At 64.5% G+C, this 18,472-nt stretch carries 18 protein-coding genes; 14 read left to right on the top strand and 4 right to left on the bottom strand.

The annotated features are described in order from the left end of the window. Positions 1-48 precede the first annotated feature (48 nt). Positions 49-1,176 (bottom strand): inositol-3-phosphate synthase, encoded by a 1,128-nt coding sequence (locus tag CU_RS09960; protein ID WP_012361216.1) that lies wholly within the window; start codon positions 1,174-1,176, stop codon positions 49-51. A 266-nt stretch (positions 1,177-1,442) separates the two neighbouring features. On the opposite strand from CU_RS09960, the gene CU_RS09955 reads away from it, so the two are divergent. The 7 genes from CU_RS09955 to dnaB all read left to right on the top strand — a co-directional run bounded on the left by CU_RS09955 (position 1,443) and on the right by dnaB (position 9,435). Beyond that, a complete protein-coding gene (locus CU_RS09955; protein WP_012361215.1) occupies positions 1,443-3,680 on the top strand; it encodes a transglycosylase domain-containing protein in 2,238 nt (745 codons plus the stop codon). Then, on the top strand, positions 3,681-5,177 hold the full coding sequence (locus CU_RS09950) for a glycosyltransferase family 87 protein (RefSeq protein ID WP_012361213.1): 1,497 nt from the start codon (positions 3,681-3,683) through the stop codon (positions 5,175-5,177). Between the two features lie 18 nt (positions 5,178-5,195). Beyond that, positions 5,196-5,384 carry a hypothetical protein gene (locus CU_RS09945; protein WP_012361212.1) on the top strand — a complete coding sequence of 63 codons (189 nt, stop codon included), beginning with the start codon at positions 5,196-5,198 and terminating at the stop codon, positions 5,382-5,384. A gap of 175 nt (positions 5,385-5,559) precedes the next feature. Then, a complete protein-coding gene (gene rpsF, locus CU_RS09940; RefSeq protein WP_012361211.1) occupies positions 5,560-5,847 on the top strand; it encodes a 30S ribosomal protein S6 in 288 nt (95 codons plus the stop codon). Between the two features lie 83 nt (positions 5,848-5,930). Then, the gene (locus CU_RS09935) at positions 5,931-6,548 is read left to right on the top strand and encodes a single-stranded DNA-binding protein (protein ID WP_012361210.1); all 618 of its coding nucleotides are present in this window, start codon (positions 5,931-5,933) and stop codon (positions 6,546-6,548) included. Between the two features lie 95 nt (positions 6,549-6,643). Further along, the gene (rplI, locus tag CU_RS09930; RefSeq protein ID WP_012361209.1) at positions 6,644-7,102 is read left to right on the top strand and encodes a 50S ribosomal protein L9; all 459 of its coding nucleotides are present in this window, start codon (positions 6,644-6,646) and stop codon (positions 7,100-7,102) included. Between the two features lie 812 nt (positions 7,103-7,914). Beyond that, a complete protein-coding gene (gene dnaB, locus CU_RS09925) occupies positions 7,915-9,435 on the top strand; it encodes a replicative DNA helicase (RefSeq protein ID WP_012361208.1) in 1,521 nt (506 codons plus the stop codon). A 6-nt stretch (positions 9,436-9,441) separates the two neighbouring features. Here the strand turns inward: dnaB and CU_RS09920 are convergent, their stop codons facing one another. Then, a complete protein-coding gene (locus CU_RS09920; protein ID WP_012361207.1) occupies positions 9,442-10,083 on the bottom strand; it encodes a MarR family winged helix-turn-helix transcriptional regulator in 642 nt (213 codons plus the stop codon). Positions 10,084-10,231: 148 nt separating this feature from the next. Between CU_RS09920 and CU_RS09915 the strand changes: the two genes are divergently transcribed. The 4 genes from CU_RS09915 (at position 10,232) to CU_RS09900 (ending at position 12,810) form a co-directional block, all read left to right on the top strand. Continuing rightward, entirely contained in the window at positions 10,232-10,780 is a 549-nt protein-coding gene (locus tag CU_RS09915; protein WP_041628538.1) for a YceI family protein, read from the top strand. Between the two features lie 153 nt (positions 10,781-10,933). Continuing rightward, positions 10,934-11,398 (top strand): fluoride efflux transporter FluC, encoded by a 465-nt coding sequence (locus tag CU_RS09910; protein ID WP_231837679.1) that lies wholly within the window; start codon positions 10,934-10,936, stop codon positions 11,396-11,398. After that, entirely contained in the window at positions 11,395-11,904 is a 510-nt protein-coding gene (locus CU_RS10220) for a fluoride efflux transporter FluC (RefSeq protein WP_231837678.1), read from the top strand. Before CU_RS09910 ends, CU_RS10220 begins: the two co-directional genes overlap by 4 nt. A gap of 90 nt (positions 11,905-11,994) precedes the next feature. Further along, positions 11,995-12,810, top strand: coding sequence for an ABC transporter ATP-binding protein (locus CU_RS09900; RefSeq protein ID WP_012361203.1), 816 nt, complete (start codon positions 11,995-11,997; stop codon positions 12,808-12,810). A 6-nt stretch (positions 12,811-12,816) separates the two neighbouring features. On the opposite strand, the gene CU_RS09895 is transcribed toward CU_RS09900, so the two are convergent. Beyond that, positions 12,817-13,329, bottom strand: coding sequence for a hotdog fold domain-containing protein (locus CU_RS09895; protein ID WP_041628537.1), 513 nt, complete (start codon positions 13,327-13,329; stop codon positions 12,817-12,819). A gap of 152 nt (positions 13,330-13,481) precedes the next feature. Between CU_RS09895 and trxA the strand changes: the two genes are divergently transcribed. The 3 genes from trxA to CU_RS09880 all read left to right on the top strand — a co-directional run bounded on the left by trxA (position 13,482) and on the right by CU_RS09880 (position 16,274). Next, positions 13,482-13,868 (top strand): thioredoxin, encoded by a 387-nt coding sequence (gene trxA, locus CU_RS09890; RefSeq protein ID WP_041628536.1) that lies wholly within the window; start codon positions 13,482-13,484, stop codon positions 13,866-13,868. A 120-nt stretch (positions 13,869-13,988) separates the two neighbouring features. After that, positions 13,989-14,735: a PspA/IM30 family protein gene (locus tag CU_RS09885; protein ID WP_012361200.1), complete on the top strand. Its 747-nt coding sequence runs from the start codon at positions 13,989-13,991 to the stop codon at positions 14,733-14,735. A gap of 84 nt (positions 14,736-14,819) precedes the next feature. Continuing rightward, complete coding sequence (locus CU_RS09880) at positions 14,820-16,274, top strand: MFS transporter (protein WP_012361199.1); 1,455 nt, start codon at positions 14,820-14,822, stop codon at positions 16,272-16,274. 276 nt (positions 16,275-16,550) lie between these two features. Here the strand turns inward: CU_RS09880 and CU_RS09875 are convergent, their stop codons facing one another. Further along, a complete protein-coding gene (locus CU_RS09875) occupies positions 16,551-18,128 on the bottom strand; it encodes a sodium/glutamate symporter (protein WP_012361198.1) in 1,578 nt (525 codons plus the stop codon). Positions 18,129-18,472 lie beyond the last annotated feature (344 nt).

Raw genomic sequence — 18,472 nt, 5'->3', positions numbered from 1 at the left:
GTATAGGAGGCCTGCTGGGCTGAAGCCGCAGCCGATGCACGTACGGGTTTAGCCAATCCCGCCGGAGATAAATTCCTCCAGCTGGGTGCGCGCCACATCGTCCGGCAGCTGCGTCGGAGGGGACTTCATCAGGTAGCTGGACGCCGCCTCAACCGGACCAGCAACACCGCGATCCAGGGCGATCTTCGCCGCACGAACAGCGTCGATGATGATGCCCGCGGAGTTCGGGGAGTCCCACACCTCGAGCTTGTACTCCAGGTTCAGCGGGACCTCACCGAATGCGGAGCCCTCCAGGCGCACGTAGGCCCACTTCCGGTCGTCCAGCCAGCCCACGTAGTCCGACGGTCCGATGTGCACGTTCTTATCGTGCACCTTGCCCGCCAGCGGGGAGGTCTTCAGATTGGACGTCACCGCCTGCGTCTTAGAGATCTTCTTCGACTCCAGACGCTCGCGCTCCAGCATGTTCTTGAAGTCCATGTTGCCGCCAACGTTCAGCTGCATCGTGCGGTCCAGGCGAACGCCGCGCTCCTCGAAGAGGTGGGCGAGCACGCGGTGGGTGATCGTGGCGCCGACCTGGGACTTGATGTCATCGCCGATGATCGGCAGGCCCGCGTCGCGGAACTTCTGCGCCCACTCCGGGTCCGAGGCGATGAACACCGGCAGGGCGTTGACGAAGGCGCAGCCCGCGTCGATGGCGCACTGCGCGTAGAAGCGGTCCGCCTCCTCCGAGCCGACCGGCAGGTAGCTGACGACGACGTCCGCCTCCGCCTTCTTTAGCTCAGCGACGACGTCCACCGGCTCCACCGAGGACTCCTCGATGGACTCCTGGTAGTAACGGCCCAGGCCGTCGTGGGTGGGTCCGCGCTTGACCTCGACACCGAGGTGCGGGATATCCGCGATCTTGATCGTCTGGTTCTGGCCGGAGTACAGCGCCTCGGAGACGTCCTTGCCGACCTTGTCCGCGTCGACGTCGAAACCAGCGACGACCTTGACGTCCGCGACGTGGTAGTCGCCGAAAACGGTGTGCATTAGGCCCGGGATGTCAGCATCCGGGGCGGCGTCCTTATAAAACTCAAGGCCCTCAACCAGGGAGGTGGCGCAGTTGCCGAGGCCGACGATCGCGATGTTGACCGTGCGGCCCTCGGCCGCTGCAGGGGAAGTCGAATTATTGCTCATAGCTGAACAACTTAAGGCCGCTGACCTTGGCAATTGGGAGCCTTAAAGCGGTTGACCGATCAAGAGCCGCCAGTAAACCGATCAAGTGCCGGCCCGGGGCGACGTCCTCAAAGGTAGGGGAGGGGATCCGAGAAAGCGGTACATCCGGGGCAATAACGAGCCGTGGCGATGGGGAGGCAGTAAACCTCTGTGACGAAAGTGGCGCGCGGAAGGTGCGAATTCCGGGGCCGACCGCGTAAAGTAATGAAAATCGACTGCCCTTTTCAATGAGGAGACATAGCTCGTTGAGTAAGAACACTCAGCCGCCGCACCGCAAGAACGACGCCGCGAAGCCAGGCCCGAACAAGAACGGGTCCGGCTCAGGGCGCTCTGTCCGCAGCGGCAACTACGTCGCGCGGGCACGCAAGAAGAACGACTGGCGCGATAGCGAATTCCGCAAGAAAGTCCTGGTGGGCTTCACCGCGCTCATCGCGGTCGCCATCATCGTGCCCGTCGTGGCCTTCTTCACCGCCTACTCGGTGACGAAGGTCCCGGAGCCAGAGGAGCTGGTCAACAACCAGGTTTCCTACATCATGGCCTCCGACAATGAGACCGAGCTCGCGCGCATCATCCCGCCCGAGGGCAACCGAACCAACGTGGAGATCTCCGAGATTCCGGAGCATGTCCGCGAGGCCGTCCTCGCCGCGGAGGACCGGGACTTCTACGACAACCCCGGCTTCTCCCTGACCGGCTTCGGCCGCGCCGCGCTCGGCCAGCTCACCGGCAACACCAGCGCCGGCGGTGGTTCCACCATCACGCAGCAGTACGTGAAGAACGCCATGGTCGGCGATGAGCTCAGCATCACCCGTAAGGCCAAGGAGCTGGTGATTTCCTCCAAGATGGCCCGCGAGTGGTCCAAGGACGAGATCCTCCGCGCCTACCTGAACACCATCTACTTCGGTCGCAACGCCTACGGCATCAACTCCGCCGCACACGCCTACTTCAACAAGGACGTCAAGGACCTCACCGTCGAGGAAGGTGCGGTGCTCGCCGCGTCCATCCAGTCCCCGAGCGTGCTTGACCCGTGGACCAACCGCGAGCGCGCGGAATCCCGTTGGAACTACGTGCTCGACGGCATGCTCGGCATGGGCTCCATCACCCAGGAGCAGCGCGACACCGCGGAATACCCGAAGGCTCAGGACCCGGCCAAGGCAGGGCAGGTGCACCAGGCTAAGGGCACCAATGGGCTGATCAAGCAGGCGGTCATCCGCGAGCTTGAGGAAGCCGGCATCAACGAAAACCAGGTCAACACCGGCGGCCTGAAGATCACCACCACGATCGACCCGAAAGTCCAGCAGTCGGTCGTTGACGAGGTCCACCAGCAGTTCGAGGGCGCGATGGAAGGCATCCGCGGCGCGGTCGTCTCCATCGACCCGAAGACCGGCGGAGTGCGCGGCTACTACGGCGGCGACGACCCGGTCGGCTGGGACTACGCCAACGCGCCGATGCAGACCGGCTCGACGTTCAAGATCTTCGGCCTCGCCGCCTACCTGGACCAGGGCGGGTCGATTTACGACAACTTCGACTCCTCCCCGGTGACCACCGGCCAGACCGAGGTCACCAACGACGGCGGCGAATCCTGCGGCAGCTGCTCCATCGCTCAGGCTCTGAAGATGTCCCTGAACACCCCCTTCATCCGCTTGACTCGCTCCCTCGACGGGGGCGCGCAGGCCGTGGCCGACATGGCCCACCGCCTGGGCGTGGCCGAGGAGCTGCCGGGCTTCGGCAAGACCCTGCAGGAAAACGGCGGCACCCCGTACGAGGGCATCCTCCTGGGCCAGTACCAGTCCCGCCCGCTGGACATGGCCGCTGGCCTGGCGACCCTCTCCAACGAGGGTGTCTTCCACCGCCCGCACTTCGTGGAGAAGGTGGAGAACTCCAATGGTGAGGTCCTGCTGGACAACACCAAGCCGGAGGGTGACCAGGTGATCGACAAGGAGATCGCCAACGCCGTCATCGAGGCGATGGGCCCGATCGCGGCCTACTCCAACGGCAACGCCCTGGCCAATGGCCGCCCGTCCGCTGCGAAGACCGGTACCGCCCAGCTTGGCGATACCGGCCAGAACAAGGACGCCTGGATGATCGGCTCCACCCCGCAGCTGGCCACCGCCGTGTGGATCGGCACCGTGGACAACCGCCCGCTGGTCAACCAGTGGGGCGGGACCATGTACGGCTCCGGCATGCCGTCCACCATCTGGAAGAACGTGATGGACCGCTCCCTGGTCGACGACCCGATCGAGAACTGGGGCTCCGGCGGCGAGGCAGCGGCCGGCGTCCCGGACTCGGGCAGCTACGTCGAGCCGCAGAACCCGCAGCCTGAGGTGGAGCAGCCAGTGCAGGAGGCCCCGTCCCCGGCTCCGCAGCCGGAGCCGGCCACGCCACCGCGCCAGGGTGGCGGGAACACCGGTGGGGGAGCACCGCCGGTCCCGGACCTCGGCCAGATCATCGACGATCTCCTGGGCTAAATGGCCAACCGTGACCGCCACGCGTTGGCGCCCCGGTGGAACCCGCAGCTAGCGATCCTCGCGACTGCGGGTTTCTTCCTCATTCTCGGGTGGTTGCAGAAAGCCCCGTGCCTGCGCGGCTACGTCAATGAAAGCGGCGAGGCCCACCTGGACTGGTCGGGCCGCCCGCAGTACACCGCTGCCTGCTACTCGGACCAGATCCCGCTGTTCGGCGGCCGGGGCCTGGATACCCTGACCGTCCCGTACTTCCAGTCCATCACCACCGATGGGGTGGAGCGGTGGATGGAGTACCCGGTGCTCTCCGGGTTCTATCAATACTTCGCCGCGGCACTCGCCCGGCCGGTGCATGCCGCGTGGGATTCCCTGGGTCTGCCCCCGGTGCCCGCCTCGGTGGTCTTCTTCGCCGTCTCCTCCATTGGTCTGGCCCTGTGCTGGCTGATCGGGGTGGCGCTGCTGACCCGGCTGACGGGTGCGCGCACCTGGGACGCGATGCTCATGGCCGCCTCCCCGCTGGTCATCGTCCACGCGTTCACGAACTTCGACCTGCTCTCCATCGTCTTCGCTCTGGGCTGCTTGACTGCGTGGGCGAATCACAAGCCCCTGCTCGCGGGCGTGCTCGGCGGGCTTGGGGTGGCCGCGAAGCTGTGGCCTGCGTTCATCCTCGGGGCGCTGCTCTTGCTGTGCCTGAAGACCCGCGCGTGGCGCGAGCTCGGCCGCATGCTGGCTGGCGCGGCGGGCAGCTGGGTGCTGCTGAACGCACCGGTGATGATCGCCGCGCCCCGTGGCTGGGGCGAGTTCTTCCGGCTGAACTCCGTGCGCGGCTACGAGGGTTCGACCATCTACGCGGTCATCGCCCACATCACCGGCAAGGAGGCCTGGGACGGCGGCTCGCCCTCCAAGGCCATCGAGGGCGTGGAGACCCTCAACTACATCACCACCGGCCTGCTGCTCCTCGCCCTGGTCGCCCTGGGCTGGTTCGTCGTCTTTTATTTGAGGACGACGCCCCGGGTCGCTCAGGTCGCCTTCCTTGCGGTGCTTGCCTTCCTGCTGACCAATAAGGTGTGGAGTCCGCAGTACTCCATTTGGCTGGTGCCGCTGATCGCCCTGGCGCTGCCCCGCTGGCGGCTGTACTTCATCTGGGCCACCATCGAGGCCGGCTACTGGTACCTGCGGATGTGGCAGTTCCTCCCCGCCGAGGAGGCTGCTCCGAATTGGCTGGTCGACAGCGTGACGGTGCTGCGCCTGGGCCTGCTGGTCGCGATGGCGGTGATCGTCATCCGCGACATGCTGCAGACTGACGGGCGCCTGACCGCGCCGGGCAGGCAGGGCGACCTGGTGCGCGCCGCGCATTCGGGAGCAGACCCGCTCGCGGGTATCCTGGCTGCTAAGGAGCCGGGCGCGAGGCGGTTGACGTCGGAAAAAGAAAGCGGCGCAACCACGGTGAAGAAGAAGCCCGCTGGGAAGAACCGCAGCGAGGCAGCGCCCGCAACGGACTAAGGGAGAGTTAGAGCGGCAATGTCGATGTCCTTGTACCTGGGGATGGGCAGCATCCTCATCGGATTCATCTTCTTCGGCACGGCGTTCTACAGCTTCCACGCGCAGAAGCCCAAAAACGTCATCATCCTGCTGTTTTCCATCGCGATCGTGTTCATGACGATCATCCCGGTCACCCTGGCCGTGGGCTGGGCCTCGATCAATAAATAACCCGGCCCCGGGCAGGCCGGATGGGGGAGCGCGGGGAGCAACGGGGGCCACGGTCGCGGATTTCCCATTTCCGCAGGCAGCGGGGTACACTGGCCAGGTTGCTGACGCAACGACCCTCCTGCCATGCCCAAATAAGCATGGCCGAAACACTAGACCACAGGAGGTGATGAGGTCCGTGCGTCAATACGAAGTCATGATCATCGTCGATCCTTCCCAGGATGAGCGCACCGTAGCCCCATCGTTGGACAAGTACCTGAACATTGTCCGCGAGGAAAAGGGCTCGGTCGACAAGGTTGATGTCTGGGGCAAGCGCCGCTTTGAGTACCCGATCCAGAAGAAGGAAGAGGGCGTCTACATCGTTCTCGACCTGACCTGCGAGTCGGACACTGTGCGCGAGCTCGACCGCGTGCTCAACCTCAACGACAACGTCCTGCGCACCAAGGTGCTCCGCAAGGACAAGTAAGAAATCAGCTTCACCCATGCAGCACGGGGCGCAGGCGATTAACCTGGCCTTAACTGCATAACCCCAGCTGAAAGGAACTATCAATGGCACCGGGAGATACCCCAATTACCCTGGTCGGCAACATTGTTGCTGATCCGGAGCTGCGTTACACCCAGTCGGGTGCCGCAGTCGCCAGCTTCCGAGTCGCATCCACCCCGCGGCGCTACGACGCGCAGGCAGGCCAGTGGGTCGACGGCGAGGCACTGTTCCTCACCTGCAACATCTGGCGTCAGGCCGCGGAGAACGTGGCCAATTCGCTGAACAAGGGCGACCGCGTGGTCGTCACTGGTCGGCTGCGCCAGCGGAGCTTCGAGACCCGTGAGGGCGAGAAGCGCACCGTCTTCGAGGTGGAGGCCGACGAGGTTGGCCCGTCCCTGAAGTACGCGACCGCGCAGGTACAGCGCAACCCCCGTGGTGGCGGGCAGTCCTTTGGTGGAAACCAGGGCGGCGGCTCCAACTTCGGTCAGGGTGGCCAGGGCGGCTTTGGTGGAAACCAGGGCGGCCAGGGCGGATTCAACCAGGGCTCCGGTTCTGGGCAGAGCATGGGTGGCCAGCAGAACCAGGGTGGCTTCGGTGGGCAGAATGCCTCCAATGCCGATGACCCGTGGAACTCTGCACCTCAAACTGATTTCGGTGTCGGCGACGAAGAGCCGCCATTTTGAACCAATTGATGAGCGCTGGTGACCGGCAGACCGGCCGCCAGAAGCAATAATCACTGTTCACGTCAACACTCCATGCACAACGAAAGGGTTGGATCATGAAGCTGATCCTCACCACCGCCGTTGACAAGCTCGGTGTCCCCGGCGACATCGTTGAAGTCAAGGCTGGTTACGGACGTAACTACCTGCTGCCACGCGGCTACGCGATCGTTGCGACCCGCGGCGCAGAGAAGCAGATCAAGGACATCCAGCGTGCCAAGGCTGATCGCGTTATCCGCGACCAGGAGCACGCAGAGGCGGTCAAGGCAGAGCTCGAGGCGCTGTCCGCTGTTCAGGTGCCGGTGCGCACCGCACAGGGCGGCAAGCTGTTCGGCTCCGTGACCTCCGCAGACGTCGTCGCAGCTGTTGAGCGCGCAGGCGGTCCGAAGCTGGACAAGCACGCCATCAAGCTGCCAAAGAACAGCATCAAGAACACGGGTAAGTACGCCGTGGATGTGAAGCTGGTTTCCGGCATGACCGCGAACCTCGAGTTCGCAGTGGTCGACGCCGATAAGTAATCGCAGAAGCAGCCTGGCGTCCAGCGCCGAGGCGGGTGGCATGCGCCGCGCCGTCTGAGCGCTGTGCGCTTAAGCCCTCGCTGACCTTCGCCGGCCTAGACAACCGGCACAGTGGCGGGTTCACACTTCTACGCCCCTGGCTTAGACACCCAGGGGCCGGGTTGGAACCGCCCATGCACAATGGCGTTGGGACAGGCTCATTTTTCACCGCGTTTTGGCTGGTGTGCAGGCCGCCGCACAGGCGAGCGGCGCTGCTGCGATGAACGCCGGAACGCAAACATAGACAACAGCAAGCACGAGGCCCCCGGCCGGGAATGATCCCGCCGGGGGCTTGGTGTATTCAAGGGCCTTGCGCGGTGTGGGCAAGGATGTGGATAACTGCCTGCGGGGCGTCCCAAAACTTGTAATTTCGGGGGGTCTAGCGGTGGGTGAAGGTTGTGGGGGACACGCCATATTGAGCTGCACTTATAGGCATTTTCGCGAGTTATCCACAGGGGGGTCTGCTTCTCGGCAGGTTTTTGGAAAAGCTCTCTACCTGCAGAAATAGGGCGCACAGAGGGTTATGGACAGGCTGATCCACAGTTCATCCACAAGCTGACCTGGGGCTTGTGGATTTGTCCACACATCATCCACACGCCATACACAGAGCTATCCACAATCGCCTGTGGATAACTCCTCCGAATGCGCGCTGGATCGGCCCCGAGTCAGTCATCTGAAGAACAAGAATTAGAACGCTCTGGGCCGCCGAATCGGGTTTGTCCGCAGCGCTGGCTAGGGTGATAACCGAGCCTGATTAAGCACGCGGAGGCACGATGGAGAGCAACATGGGTGGAATGTCTTTCGACGACGGCGCAGAACTCCTGCCGCCACCACCGGAGGAGGACCACGCCCCGCACCCGGATAGCGGTGGGGGTGCGTGGAGCTCTGCCGCGCCCGCCCGCAATAACTTCGGATCCGGCCAGCGCCGATCCGGGCGTTCGGGTGGACGTCGTGAAGAATTCCAGGATCTGGGCCGCGAGATGCCACAGAACGTCGCGGCGGAGCAGGGCGTGCTCGGCGGCATGCTGATGAACAAGGACGCCATCAGCGAGGTCGTCGAGGTCCTCGTCATGGACGACTTCTACCGTCCCGCCCACCAGACGATCTTCGACGTCATCGTCCGCCTCTATGGCGAGGGCAAGGAGGTCGACCCGGTCATCGTCGCCGGGCGCCTGGACCGGGATGGCAAGCTCGAGCAGATCGGCGGCGCGCCGTACCTGCAGTCCATCATGTCCAAGACTCCGACCAGTGCGAACGTGGGCTACTACGCCAACCTGGTCAAGGAGAAGGCCACGCTGCGCCGGCTCGTGACCGCGGGCACCCGCATTGTGCAGCTGGGCTACTCCGGCATCGAGGGCGCTGAGGTGGAGTCCGTGGTGGACAACGCCCAGCAGGAGATGTTCGCGCTGACGAACTCTGCGACCAGCGAGGACTACGAGGTATTCGAGCGCCTGCTGGACCCCACCCTGGATGAGATCGACGAGCTCGAGTCCCAGGGCGGCACTGCCAAGGGCATTGCCACCGGCTTCCAGGATCTGGATGACCTCACCAATGGGCTGCACGGCGGGCAGATGATCATCGTCGCGGCGCGCCCTGGTGTGGGTAAGTCCACCCTGGCGCTGGACTTCATGCGTTCGGCCTCCATCCGCCAGAACAAGGCCTCCGTGCTCTTTAGCCTGGAGATGAGTAAGTCCGAGGTGATGATGCGCATCCTTTCCGCCGAAGCGGAGGTGCACCTCTCCGCGATGCGCGGCGGCAAGATGGAGGAGGACGACTGGGAGCGGCTGACCCGCCGCATCGGGGAGATCGATAAGTCCCCGATCTTCATCGATGACTCCCCGAACCTGACGATGATGGAGATCCGCGCGAAGGCCCGCCGCCTGAAGCAACAGCACGATATCGGGCTAATCGTCGTCGACTACCTGCAGCTCATGAGCTCGGGTAAGAAGGTCGAGTCCCGCCAGCAGGAGGTTTCCGAGTTCTCCCGCCAGCTGAAGCTGCTGGCCAAGGAGGTGGATGTCCCGCTCGTGGCGATCTCCCAGCTGAACCGTGGCGTGGAGAGCCGTGGCGACGACGCACTGCCGCGCATCTCCGACCTGCGTGAGTCCGGTTCGCTGGAGCAGGATGCGGACATGGTCATGCTGATCAACCGCCCGGATAGTGCGAACCGCGATCACGAGCGCGCCGGCGAGGCGGACATCATCCTCGCGAAGCACCGTGGTGGCCCGATCGGCACCGTGGTGGTGGCTCACCAGCTCCAGTACTCGAAGTTCTCCGAGTACCGCGCTGGCTAGCTCTACTTAGCTCTGCGCCTTGCCGCGCCTGCGCTTGGTGGCCAGGGCTGCGGCGATGCGTTCCTCCTGGTCCGCGACCTGCGGCTCGATGTGGGCGAGCACGTCCCGGAAGGCGGCGAGCTGCTCTGCGCTCAGCCCGTCGAACATCATGTGGCGCACGGCTTCGACGTGCCCGGGTGCGGCGGCGGTGATGGCCTCCAACCCGTGCTCCTCGAGGATCACGAATGCGCCGCGGCCGTCCTTATCGCAGGCCTCGCGGCGGACGAGCCCGCGCTTGGCCATGCGGGTGATCTGGTGGGAGAGCCTGGAGCGCTCCCACTTGATGGCCTCAGCGAGAGCCACGACGCGCTGCCGGTGATCCGGCGACTCCGAGAGGTTGACCAACACTTCGTAATCGGCCAGCGAGATGGTGCTGTCGAGCTGCAGTTCGCGGCTGAGCGCATTGGTGATGCGGGCGCCGAGGTCCAGCCATTGGCGCCAGACCTGCTGCTCCTCGTCGGTGAGCCAGCGCACGTCCTGTGCTGGGTTCGGGACTGCCTGCTGGGTCTCGGGCTGTGCCGTACCGTCCTTCGCATTGTGCTTCGCTCCCAGGGGCGCCGGTGTTCCCGTGCCACCCTGGGGCGTCAGCTGTGAATTGTTCCTGGTCATGATGCATTCATTTAAACATATTTCTAAGTAGTTGACACATCACCTACATCGGCCTATGGTTGAGATCAACGCCAGGCTGGAGCCTGACGTCCCAAAGGAAAAATCACTACGGCGGAACAACGCAGCCGCCGCCACGAAAGGCAACACAATGACCAAGTCCGTGAATGACTACGCAGGCACCTACAACATCGACCCGACTCACACCGAGATCGGCTTTACCGCTCGCCACGCGATGGTGACCAAGGTGCGCGGCAACTTCGCCGAGTTCACCGGCTCCGCTAGCACCAAGGAGAACCTCGAGGACGCGGCAATCAACGTCGAGATCGACGTCGCCTCCATCGATACCGGTAACGCCGACCGCGACGGCCACCTGCGCACCTCTGATTTCTTCGAGGTGGATAAGTTCCCGAAGATCACCTTCAACTCCACCGCGGTCGAGGCCAACGGCGAGGACGGCCTGAAGGTCACCGGCGACCTGACCATCAAGGACGTCACCAAGTCCGTCACCATCGACTTCGACTTCAACGGCGAGGTCACCGACCCGTGGGGCATGTCCCGCATCGGCTTCGAGGGTGCGACCACCATCAACCGCAAGGACTTCGGCCTGACCTGGCAGACCGCCCTCGACGGCGGCGGTGTCCTGGTCTCCGAGAAGATCACCCTGAACTTCGACGTCTCCGCGGTCAAGGAGGCCTAAGTAGCGGTGGGTTTATCCCCCGCTCTTTCCCCGAAACTCGCCCCGCCAGCCTGTGCCCTCGAGCGGCACCGCGGTGTACTGCAGCGCAGTGAGCCGCGCAGTTGGCTGTGGGGCGAGTTTTCGCATTTTTTGGGCGCCGGTACGCTGAACAGCGTGATTGGCGCTCTGCTCGTGTTCACCGGCGGCCTGCTCGGCACTTTGGCCCGCTGGGTGCTCACCGATGCGCTCAGCACCGATGGGGGCGGGCTGGCTGCGCAGTGGGGGTTGCTTGCCGCGAATGTGCTCGGCGCAGGCCTGCTCGGTTTTGTCGGCGCGTTCTTCCAGGGTCCTGGTGCGGCTACGGGAGCTGGTGTTTCCGCACGCCGCGGCCGCCTCCTCGCGGGGCGGGAGAAGCTCCTGCTCGGTACCGGTTTCTGCGGGGCGTTCACCAGTTACTCTGCGCTCGCCGGTGCTGTCGCCTTTATTGACGACGCCGGCGCCACCGCCGTCCTCGGCTATTTCGCGGCCACGATCGTGCTGGGCGTGTGCGCGGCCGCGGCCGGCATCGCTACCGGCCGCGCCGCCAGCCAGCGGCGGGGCGGACAGCCTGGCCAGGGCGCCCATGGGGGTGACGCATGATGGCGGGGGCTGGCACAGGTGCGGTGCTGCTGATGGCCATCGCCGGTGGCTTGGGCGCGCTCGCCCGATGGGGCGTGGATAGCTGGCTAAAACGCCACCTGCCCGCCCTGGGGAGCCTCGCGGTGATCAACACCCTCGGCAGTCTTGTGCTGGGCCTGCTCATGGGCGCGACCACTGGCGCGGGGGAGGGACATGATGCGCTCGGCGAGCTTGCGCTGGGATCGCTCTCGGTGAGTGGGGCCACGGCCGTGCTGGTGGCAGGCACCGGCTTCCTGGGCGGCTTCACCACTTTCTCCACCGTGGCGGTCGGGCTGGTCACCGACTTCCTGGTAGCCCCTCAGGCCGACGATCCTGTCGCGTCGCCGCGCCCGGCGGGCTGCCGCTACGCCGTGGTTTGCCGCTACGCGGTGGTTTGCCGCTACGCGGTGGCCGCCCTGGTGGCCGTGGGCATGCTCGGGGCGGCCTGCGCGGCATGGGGGCTGGGTTTCGCCCTGACGTCCTCATAAAAGAGAAAAACACCGCGCCCCGGCGCGGAAACGGGGAAGGGGAAGGGTGACCCGCGGGCGTGTCTGGCCGGGCGCGTAGGGTTATGAGGCATGGATCACAGCGACGCGAACACTGCAGCGACGGGGGAGCGGCCGGCGGCGATCGCCATCTCGGGGGTGGCCGTGACCCGCAATGGGAAGGACCTCATCTCCGGGATTGACCTTAAGGTCCCCGTGGGCACGCACTGGTCGATCCTCGGGCCCAACGGGGCGGGCAAGACGACCATGCTCAAGCTGATGGGGGCGCAGTCCTTCCCCACCACCGGGACCGTCGAGATCCTCGGCGAGCAGATGGGCAAGGTCAACACCCTGGAACTGCGCAAACGCATCGGGCACGTGGACCCGCGGAAGAACCTGGGGGACATCACGGCCTACGAGGCGGTGCTTTCTGGGGTGTCCGGATCGAATGGTTATGTGCAGCGCTTCGACTACACCGAAAAGATGAAACAGCGCACCACCCAGTTGCTGGAGCTGGTGGGGATGGGCAGCCGCACCGATCGGCGCTGGCCGCAGATGAGCCAGGGGGAGCGGGCGCGCACGCTGATCGCCCGGGCCCTAGTGACGGAGCCGGAGCTGCTGTTGTTGGATGAGCCCTCGACGGGCCTGGACCTGCCGGGGCGGGAGACCCTGCTGCACGTCGTGGACCGGCTGCGTCAGGCCCGGCCTGAGGTGGCGACGGTGCTGATCACGCACCATGTGGAGGAGATCGCGGCGTCCACGACGGACGTGCTGCTAATGAAGGACGGGCGCATCTTGTCTAGCGGTCCGGTGGACGAGGCGCTGACTGCCGAGAAGCTCGGGGAGCTCTACGACATGGACGTCGAGCTGCACCGGGTGGGTGGCCGCTGGTTCGCCTTCCAGGGCTAGCGGGGCCTACTTCTTGGCGGTGACCCAGATCTTGATCTCCGCGTAGGTGGACTCCACGCCGGCGGAGTCCTCGAAGTGGATCTTCACCGGGACCTCCTGGCCGCCGGTCTCACGGGTGATGGTGGAGAAGTCCGGCAGTTCGGCGGTCGCGGTGGCGGTCAGCCGGCCGGTGGTCTTCTTCAGGTACTTCGCCTCCATGCCCATCGGCAGCCAGCGGTGGGTGCTCGGCACGGAGGCCTCGGCGAGCATGCCCATCGCGACCTCCGCGAGGTTGCAGGCAGCAATGGCGTGGAAGGTGCCGATGTGGTTCTGGACCAGCCACCACTTCGGCGCGGTGACCTGGCAGTAGCCTGGGCGCAGATCCTTGACATATGGCAAAACGGTGAGGAAGTACGGTGCCTTGAAGGCTGCGAATACGGAGAATAGGCGGTTGCCGGCCGGCTTCTTGGCTAGCTTCTTCCATGCCTTATAGGTGGCAGACGGCGCTGCTTCAGCGAAAGATGCGTTCGGAATGCTCATAAAAACAAAGTAACTCATGTTTTCTGCGCCGACCGTGGAATAAAGCAAACTGCACCCGACGTTGCACGGGGCAGAAAGAAACGATGAATACTCACCGCGCCGGGCAGATACCCCGGGCGGAAAATACAACGCATTCAGCGAAAGGAAAGATCATGGCTACGAAGGAAATCACTGGCGAGAACTTCCAGGAGACCGTCGGCAAGGAAGGCATCGTCCTGCTGGACTTCTGGGCAGAATGGTGCGGCCCATGCAAGCGCTTCGGCCCGATCTTCGAGGCCACCTCCGAGGAGCACCCGGAGGTCACCTTCGGCAAGGTGGACACCGAGGCTAACCAGGAGCTCGCCGCAGCCCTGCAGATCCAGTCCATCCCGACGATCATGATGTTCCGCGACGGCGTCCTGCTGGCTCGCGAGGCTGGCATGCTGCCGAAGGAGGCCCTCAACGACCTCATCTCCCAGGCCGAGCAGCTGGACATGGACGAGGTCCGCAAGCAGGTCGAGGAGCAGATGAAGCAGGCTGAGGCTCAGCAGGAGGGCTAAGCCCACCTTTCCGCTCCGTGGCCCGCGCCCCGCGCGGGCTCTTTTCTTGGCCGCTGCGCGGTCACGGTGAGCCATTCGTGTCTACTCTGGGGCGCACGACCTACTAGAGGAGCGATACTTATGGCTAATCCATTTTCCAAGGGCTGGAAGTACCTGATGGCGTCCTTCGACACGAAGATCGAGGAGAACGCCGACCCCAAGGTGCAGATCCGTCAGGCCGAGGAGGCCGCCCGCCAGCAGCACGCGAAGATCACCGAGCACGCAGCCAGCGTCATCGGTAACCGCAACCAGCTGGAGATGAAGCTCAACCGTCTCCAGAAGGACGCGACCGAGCTGCAGGAAAAGACCCGCGTCGCACTCCAGCAGGCCGACCAGGCCCAGTCCGGGGGCGACGCCAATCGCGCCACGGAGCTGAACCAGACCGCGGAACTCTTCGCCTCTAAGCTCGTCACCGTCGAGCAGCAGCTTGAGGAAACCAAGGAGCTGCACGCGGCGGCGTCCCGGAGCGCGGAGGAAGCACAACGTCAGCAGCAGGAGTCCGAAACCCGCCTGCAGGACCAGCTGAACCAGATCAACCAGCTGCGCGCGCAGGCCGATCAGGCGAAGATGCAGGAGACCGCGAATAAGTCGATGGCCTCCATGAACGACGCCGCCCTCGCCCCGGATGAGGCCGTCCCGACCCTGGACAAGGTCAGGGATAAGATCGAATCCCGTTACGCGAATGCGTGGGGCGCCCAGGAGCTTGTCGAGGGCTCGGTTCAGGACCGCATGACCGAGATTGCGGAAGCTGGCCGCGACGTCAAGGCCAGCTCCCGACTCGCGGAGATTCGCGCTGACATGGAGAAAAATAAAGAACTCGAACAATAGGAGAAAGCCATTAGCACCGGCGCCGAAAACAGCGGCACACACACCGCCGACACACCCGCACCCAACGCGAAGCTCCTGATCGGCGTGCTCGTCGCCGCGGCCTTCGTGGTCATCCTCAACGAGACCACTCTCTCGGTCGCGTTGCCGGTGCTGATGGGCTACTTCGAGATCACCGCGGATGTCGCGCAGTGGCTGGTCACCAGCTTCATGCTGACGATGGCCGTGGTGATCCCGATGACCGGCTACATCATGCAGCGTTTTAGTCTGCGGCAGGTCTACGCCGCAGCGATGCTGCTCTTCCTCGCGGGCACGGTGCTCGCCGTTGTGGCGCCGGTCTTCCCGGTGCTGCTGGTCGCCCGCATTATTCAGGCTTCCGGCACCGCGCTGGTGATTCCGCTGCTCATGACGACGATCATGCGGCTGGTTCCGCTGGAGCGCCGCGGCGGGGTCTTTGGCCTGGTCTCTGTGGTCATCGCGGTGGCCCCGGCCCTGGGCCCGACATTTTCTGGTTTGGTGCTGCACTCTTTGGGCTGGCGCTGGATCTTCATCCTGATGCTGCCGCTGGTAGTGCTCGCCCTGGTGGTCGGCCTGCTGCTGGTCCGCAACTTCGAGGAGCCGACTCGCCCGTACCTGGACGTGCCCTCGGTGTTCCTCTCTGCGGTGGGTTTCGCTGCCACGCTGTACGGCATGGCTGGTCTGTCTGACCTGGCCGATGGGATTCCGGTGGCCCGCGTTGCGGTGATGGTCGGTGGCATTGTGGTTCTCGCCGTCTTTTTCGGACGTCAACGGGCCCTGGCCCGCGAGGCTCGTGCCGGGAAGTCGGCCGCTGCGGAAGAGCAGGGTGCGGGCAAGCGAGTGCGCGAGCCACTGCTGGACCTGGCCCCGCTGGGGGAGCGGAACTACCGGCTTTCTTTGGCTCTGATGTTGCTCACGTTCAGCATGCTTTTCGGCTTCATCATCCTGATGCCGATGTTCGCCCAGCAGGTGATGGGGCTCTCGGAGAGTCAGTCGGGCCTGGCGATTCTGCCCGGTGGTTTGGCGATGGGCGTGATGGGGCCGTTCGTGGGCCGGGTCTACGACGCCCGGGGTACGCGCGTGTTGACCATCCCGGGGTCCATCCTGACGAGCGCCGCGATGCTGGGCCTGGTGGCGTTGGGCCGGGACTCCTCTTTCTGGGCGCTGACGGGGGTCGCGGTGGTGCTGCACATCGGTATCGCGTTGCTGATGACCCCGCTGATGAGTAACGCCCTGGCCGCGGTGCCGGACGCCCTGGCCTCCCATGGGCAGGCGATCCTCAATACTTTCCAGCAGGTGGCTGCTGCCGGCGGCACCGCGATCTTTATCGCGATCATGACTTTCGGCACCCAGCGCGCGATGAATAGTACCCCGGGTGACGCGGTGGGTGGCCTGGCCTCCGGCCTGAACTTGGCCTTCCTGGTGGGTGCGGTGATGTCGGTGGTTATTGTGCTGTTCACCGTGTTTGTGCCTCTGGATGCGAAGAAGCCGATGAAGGAGAAGAAGGCGCAGAGCGACAACTAGACGGGGTCGCCTAGGGGGTAGGTGCCTCACGCTGTGCAGGGGGCCGGTGGCCCACGTGGGGCAAGCGGAGCCGGGGGTTGGTGGCTCGCGTAGCTCAAGCTGTGCCGGGGCCGGTGGCCCACGGGGAGGAGCAGAGCCGGGGCTGGTCACATAGGGCAAGCAGAGCAGGACGAGCAGGGCCGGGGCGGGGCCTGGAGGGGGCAAGGCAAAAGCCGGGTGCTGCGCGGAGAGTTCTGCGCCGAGCACCCGGCTTGGCTTTTGAGTAGCTGTTGTGGCTTAGTCCTTGTGCTGCTGAGCAGCCGCGGCGGCCGCCTTGGCCTCCATGTTGGCCTTGTGGTTGCCCAAGGCCTTGGTACCACCAGCGGCCTTGGACCGGTCGATGCCGAACTTACGGCCCCAGTAGAACAGGCCGGTTGCGATGGCGAAGATGAACAGCGCCGTCATGACACCCAAGACTGGGAGTGGTCCGACCGCAATGATGAACGGGATGGATACGGCAGTGATGATGCCGCCACCGAAGAAGGGTTCGAAGACCAGCTGCTTATAGCCGAAGGACTCGAAAGCGGGGGACTCCGCCTGCGGGTCGACGATGCGCATGAGGATCAGGCCGGTTGCGGTGACACCCATGGACTGGCCGAAGTCGCCGACACCACGCTCGAGCCAGTACTCCGGGATGGAGCGCGGCGCCAGCCATAGCAGCAGGAAGACGTTCAACAGGATGCCGCCGGCACACAGGATCAGGAATGCCCAGAAGTTATTAGCGATGGCCTGCAGGGAGATCGTCGCCAGGGCGGCGGTGATCAGCAGGTCCAGAGCCAGACCCTGGATGCGCAGCATCATGTTCTGGTCGATGAGGTGCTCGTAGCCCAGGAAGTTCAGGCCGAGCTGGACGACGATGCCGCCGATCATGGCCATCGGGAACAGTGGGACGTAGCTCAGCAGCTCGATCTTGTCGATCCACAGCATCTGCTCGACCCACTGCAGGGCCTTCAGCAGGATCACGCCGACGCCGATTGCTACAGCAAGGAAGGCGACGTGGAGGGAGAGCGGCTCGACGGAGGACGGGCGCGTTGTCATCTTCGCGGCCATGTACTGCTCATCGCGGCGGAACAGACCGCGCTGCTCTTCGATGGAACGGTCCTTGACCTCGGTGATCACCTCGGTGCGGCCGGTGCGGATGGCCCAGTTAATGACGGCCACGCCGATGACGATGCCGGAGAGCAGACCAACGGTGGCGACGGCGACGGCGAGGTCGTAGCCCTCAGCCCAGTTGATGTCCTCGAAGACAGACTGCATACCGGCAGCGGTGCCGTGGCCACCCTCGAAGCCGATCTCGATGAGCGCACCGGCGGCCTCGTTGATGCCGAACAGTGGGGCGAGCAGGAAGGTCACCAGCGCGATACCCACGACGTACTGGCCGGAGGCGAAGGCCACACCCACGGAGAGCTGCGGGCCGGCAAGCTCCACGACTTCCTTCGGCTTCGGCAGCTTCTGGCCGAGGAACAAGGTACCGAAGACCACGGAAATCAGCAGGCCGGGGAGGGTCTTCCACACGGCGAGGGTCTCCTCGCCGAAGAGGCCGCCCTCGGCGAAGCGATCCGTGCCCAGAGCCGAGGCGATGGAGCCGAAGACCTCAGGGCCGAGGAAGAGTGCGAGGAAACCAGCAAGGATGGAGGCAGGGAGGAACAGCTTTTGGGTCCAACCCCACTTGATGCGCATGGTCTTGCCCAGCAAGACCATCACGCCTAGCAGCACCAGCGCTAGGCCGACTTGATTGGGTGTCAATGTTCCTCCTTGGGTCTGTTTCCGGCGCGGGGATCTCCCGAGCGAAAAGTGCGGGCCCCGGCGAGTCATGCTCGAACGGGGCGGGGATGTGGCGTGGATCACGCCGTTTCTGGGAAGAATACGATGTTTCTGGGTATTCCACCAGTGTTGCCTGAACGCCCGCTTGCTAAAAAGCGGGAAGGCGTGCGCTGTCTCACATTATGGTGTAACGCGCGTTATGCGAAATCGAAGGGTGGGTGTGAGTGAGGTTTTGCGGTTGGGTGGGTCGAAAAGAAAAGAAGCCTTGGGGATCCCCGCTAGCGCGGGGAAGTGGCGCATTCGCCAATGTCCCAAGGCTCATCCCCGCCGGATCTAGAGCTGCGGGGAGCGTGCTCAAGAGTACGCCCCAGGAAGGTTACGGGCGTAACTTTAAA

Source organism: Corynebacterium urealyticum DSM 7109 (assembly GCF_000069945.1).
GTDB lineage: Bacteria > Actinomycetota > Actinomycetes > Mycobacteriales > Mycobacteriaceae > Corynebacterium > Corynebacterium urealyticum.
Note: the sequence above shows the minus strand (reverse complement) of the source record. Positions and strands in the feature narration are given on the sequence as shown.

Coding starts and splice junctions, on each gene's coding strand:
- CU_RS09960 (WP_012361216.1), bottom strand. CDS start 1,176: ATGAGCAATAATTCGACTTCCCCTGCAGCGGCCGAGGGCCGCACGGTC.
- CU_RS09955 (WP_012361215.1), top strand. CDS start 1,443: ATGAGGAGACATAGCTCGTTGAGTAAGAACACTCAGCCGCCGCACCGC.
- CU_RS09950 (WP_012361213.1), top strand. CDS start 3,681: ATGGCCAACCGTGACCGCCACGCGTTGGCGCCCCGGTGGAACCCGCAG.
- CU_RS09945 (WP_012361212.1), top strand. CDS start 5,196: ATGTCGATGTCCTTGTACCTGGGGATGGGCAGCATCCTCATCGGATTC.
- CU_RS09935 (WP_012361210.1), top strand. CDS start 5,931: ATGGCACCGGGAGATACCCCAATTACCCTGGTCGGCAACATTGTTGCT.
- rplI (WP_012361209.1), top strand. CDS start 6,644: ATGAAGCTGATCCTCACCACCGCCGTTGACAAGCTCGGTGTCCCCGGC.
- dnaB (WP_012361208.1), top strand. CDS start 7,915: ATGGAGAGCAACATGGGTGGAATGTCTTTCGACGACGGCGCAGAACTC.
- CU_RS09920 (WP_012361207.1), bottom strand. CDS start 10,083: ATGACCAGGAACAATTCACAGCTGACGCCCCAGGGTGGCACGGGAACA.
- CU_RS09915 (WP_041628538.1), top strand. CDS start 10,232: ATGACCAAGTCCGTGAATGACTACGCAGGCACCTACAACATCGACCCG.
- CU_RS10220 (WP_231837678.1), top strand. CDS start 11,395: ATGATGGCGGGGGCTGGCACAGGTGCGGTGCTGCTGATGGCCATCGCC.
- CU_RS09900 (WP_012361203.1), top strand. CDS start 11,995: ATGGATCACAGCGACGCGAACACTGCAGCGACGGGGGAGCGGCCGGCG.
- CU_RS09895 (WP_041628537.1), bottom strand. CDS start 13,329: ATGAGCATTCCGAACGCATCTTTCGCTGAAGCAGCGCCGTCTGCCACC.
- trxA (WP_041628536.1), top strand. CDS start 13,482: ATGGCTACGAAGGAAATCACTGGCGAGAACTTCCAGGAGACCGTCGGC.
- CU_RS09885 (WP_012361200.1), top strand. CDS start 13,989: ATGGCTAATCCATTTTCCAAGGGCTGGAAGTACCTGATGGCGTCCTTC.
- CU_RS09875 (WP_012361198.1), bottom strand. CDS start 18,128: ATGACTCGCCGGGGCCCGCACTTTTCGCTCGGGAGATCCCCGCGCCGG.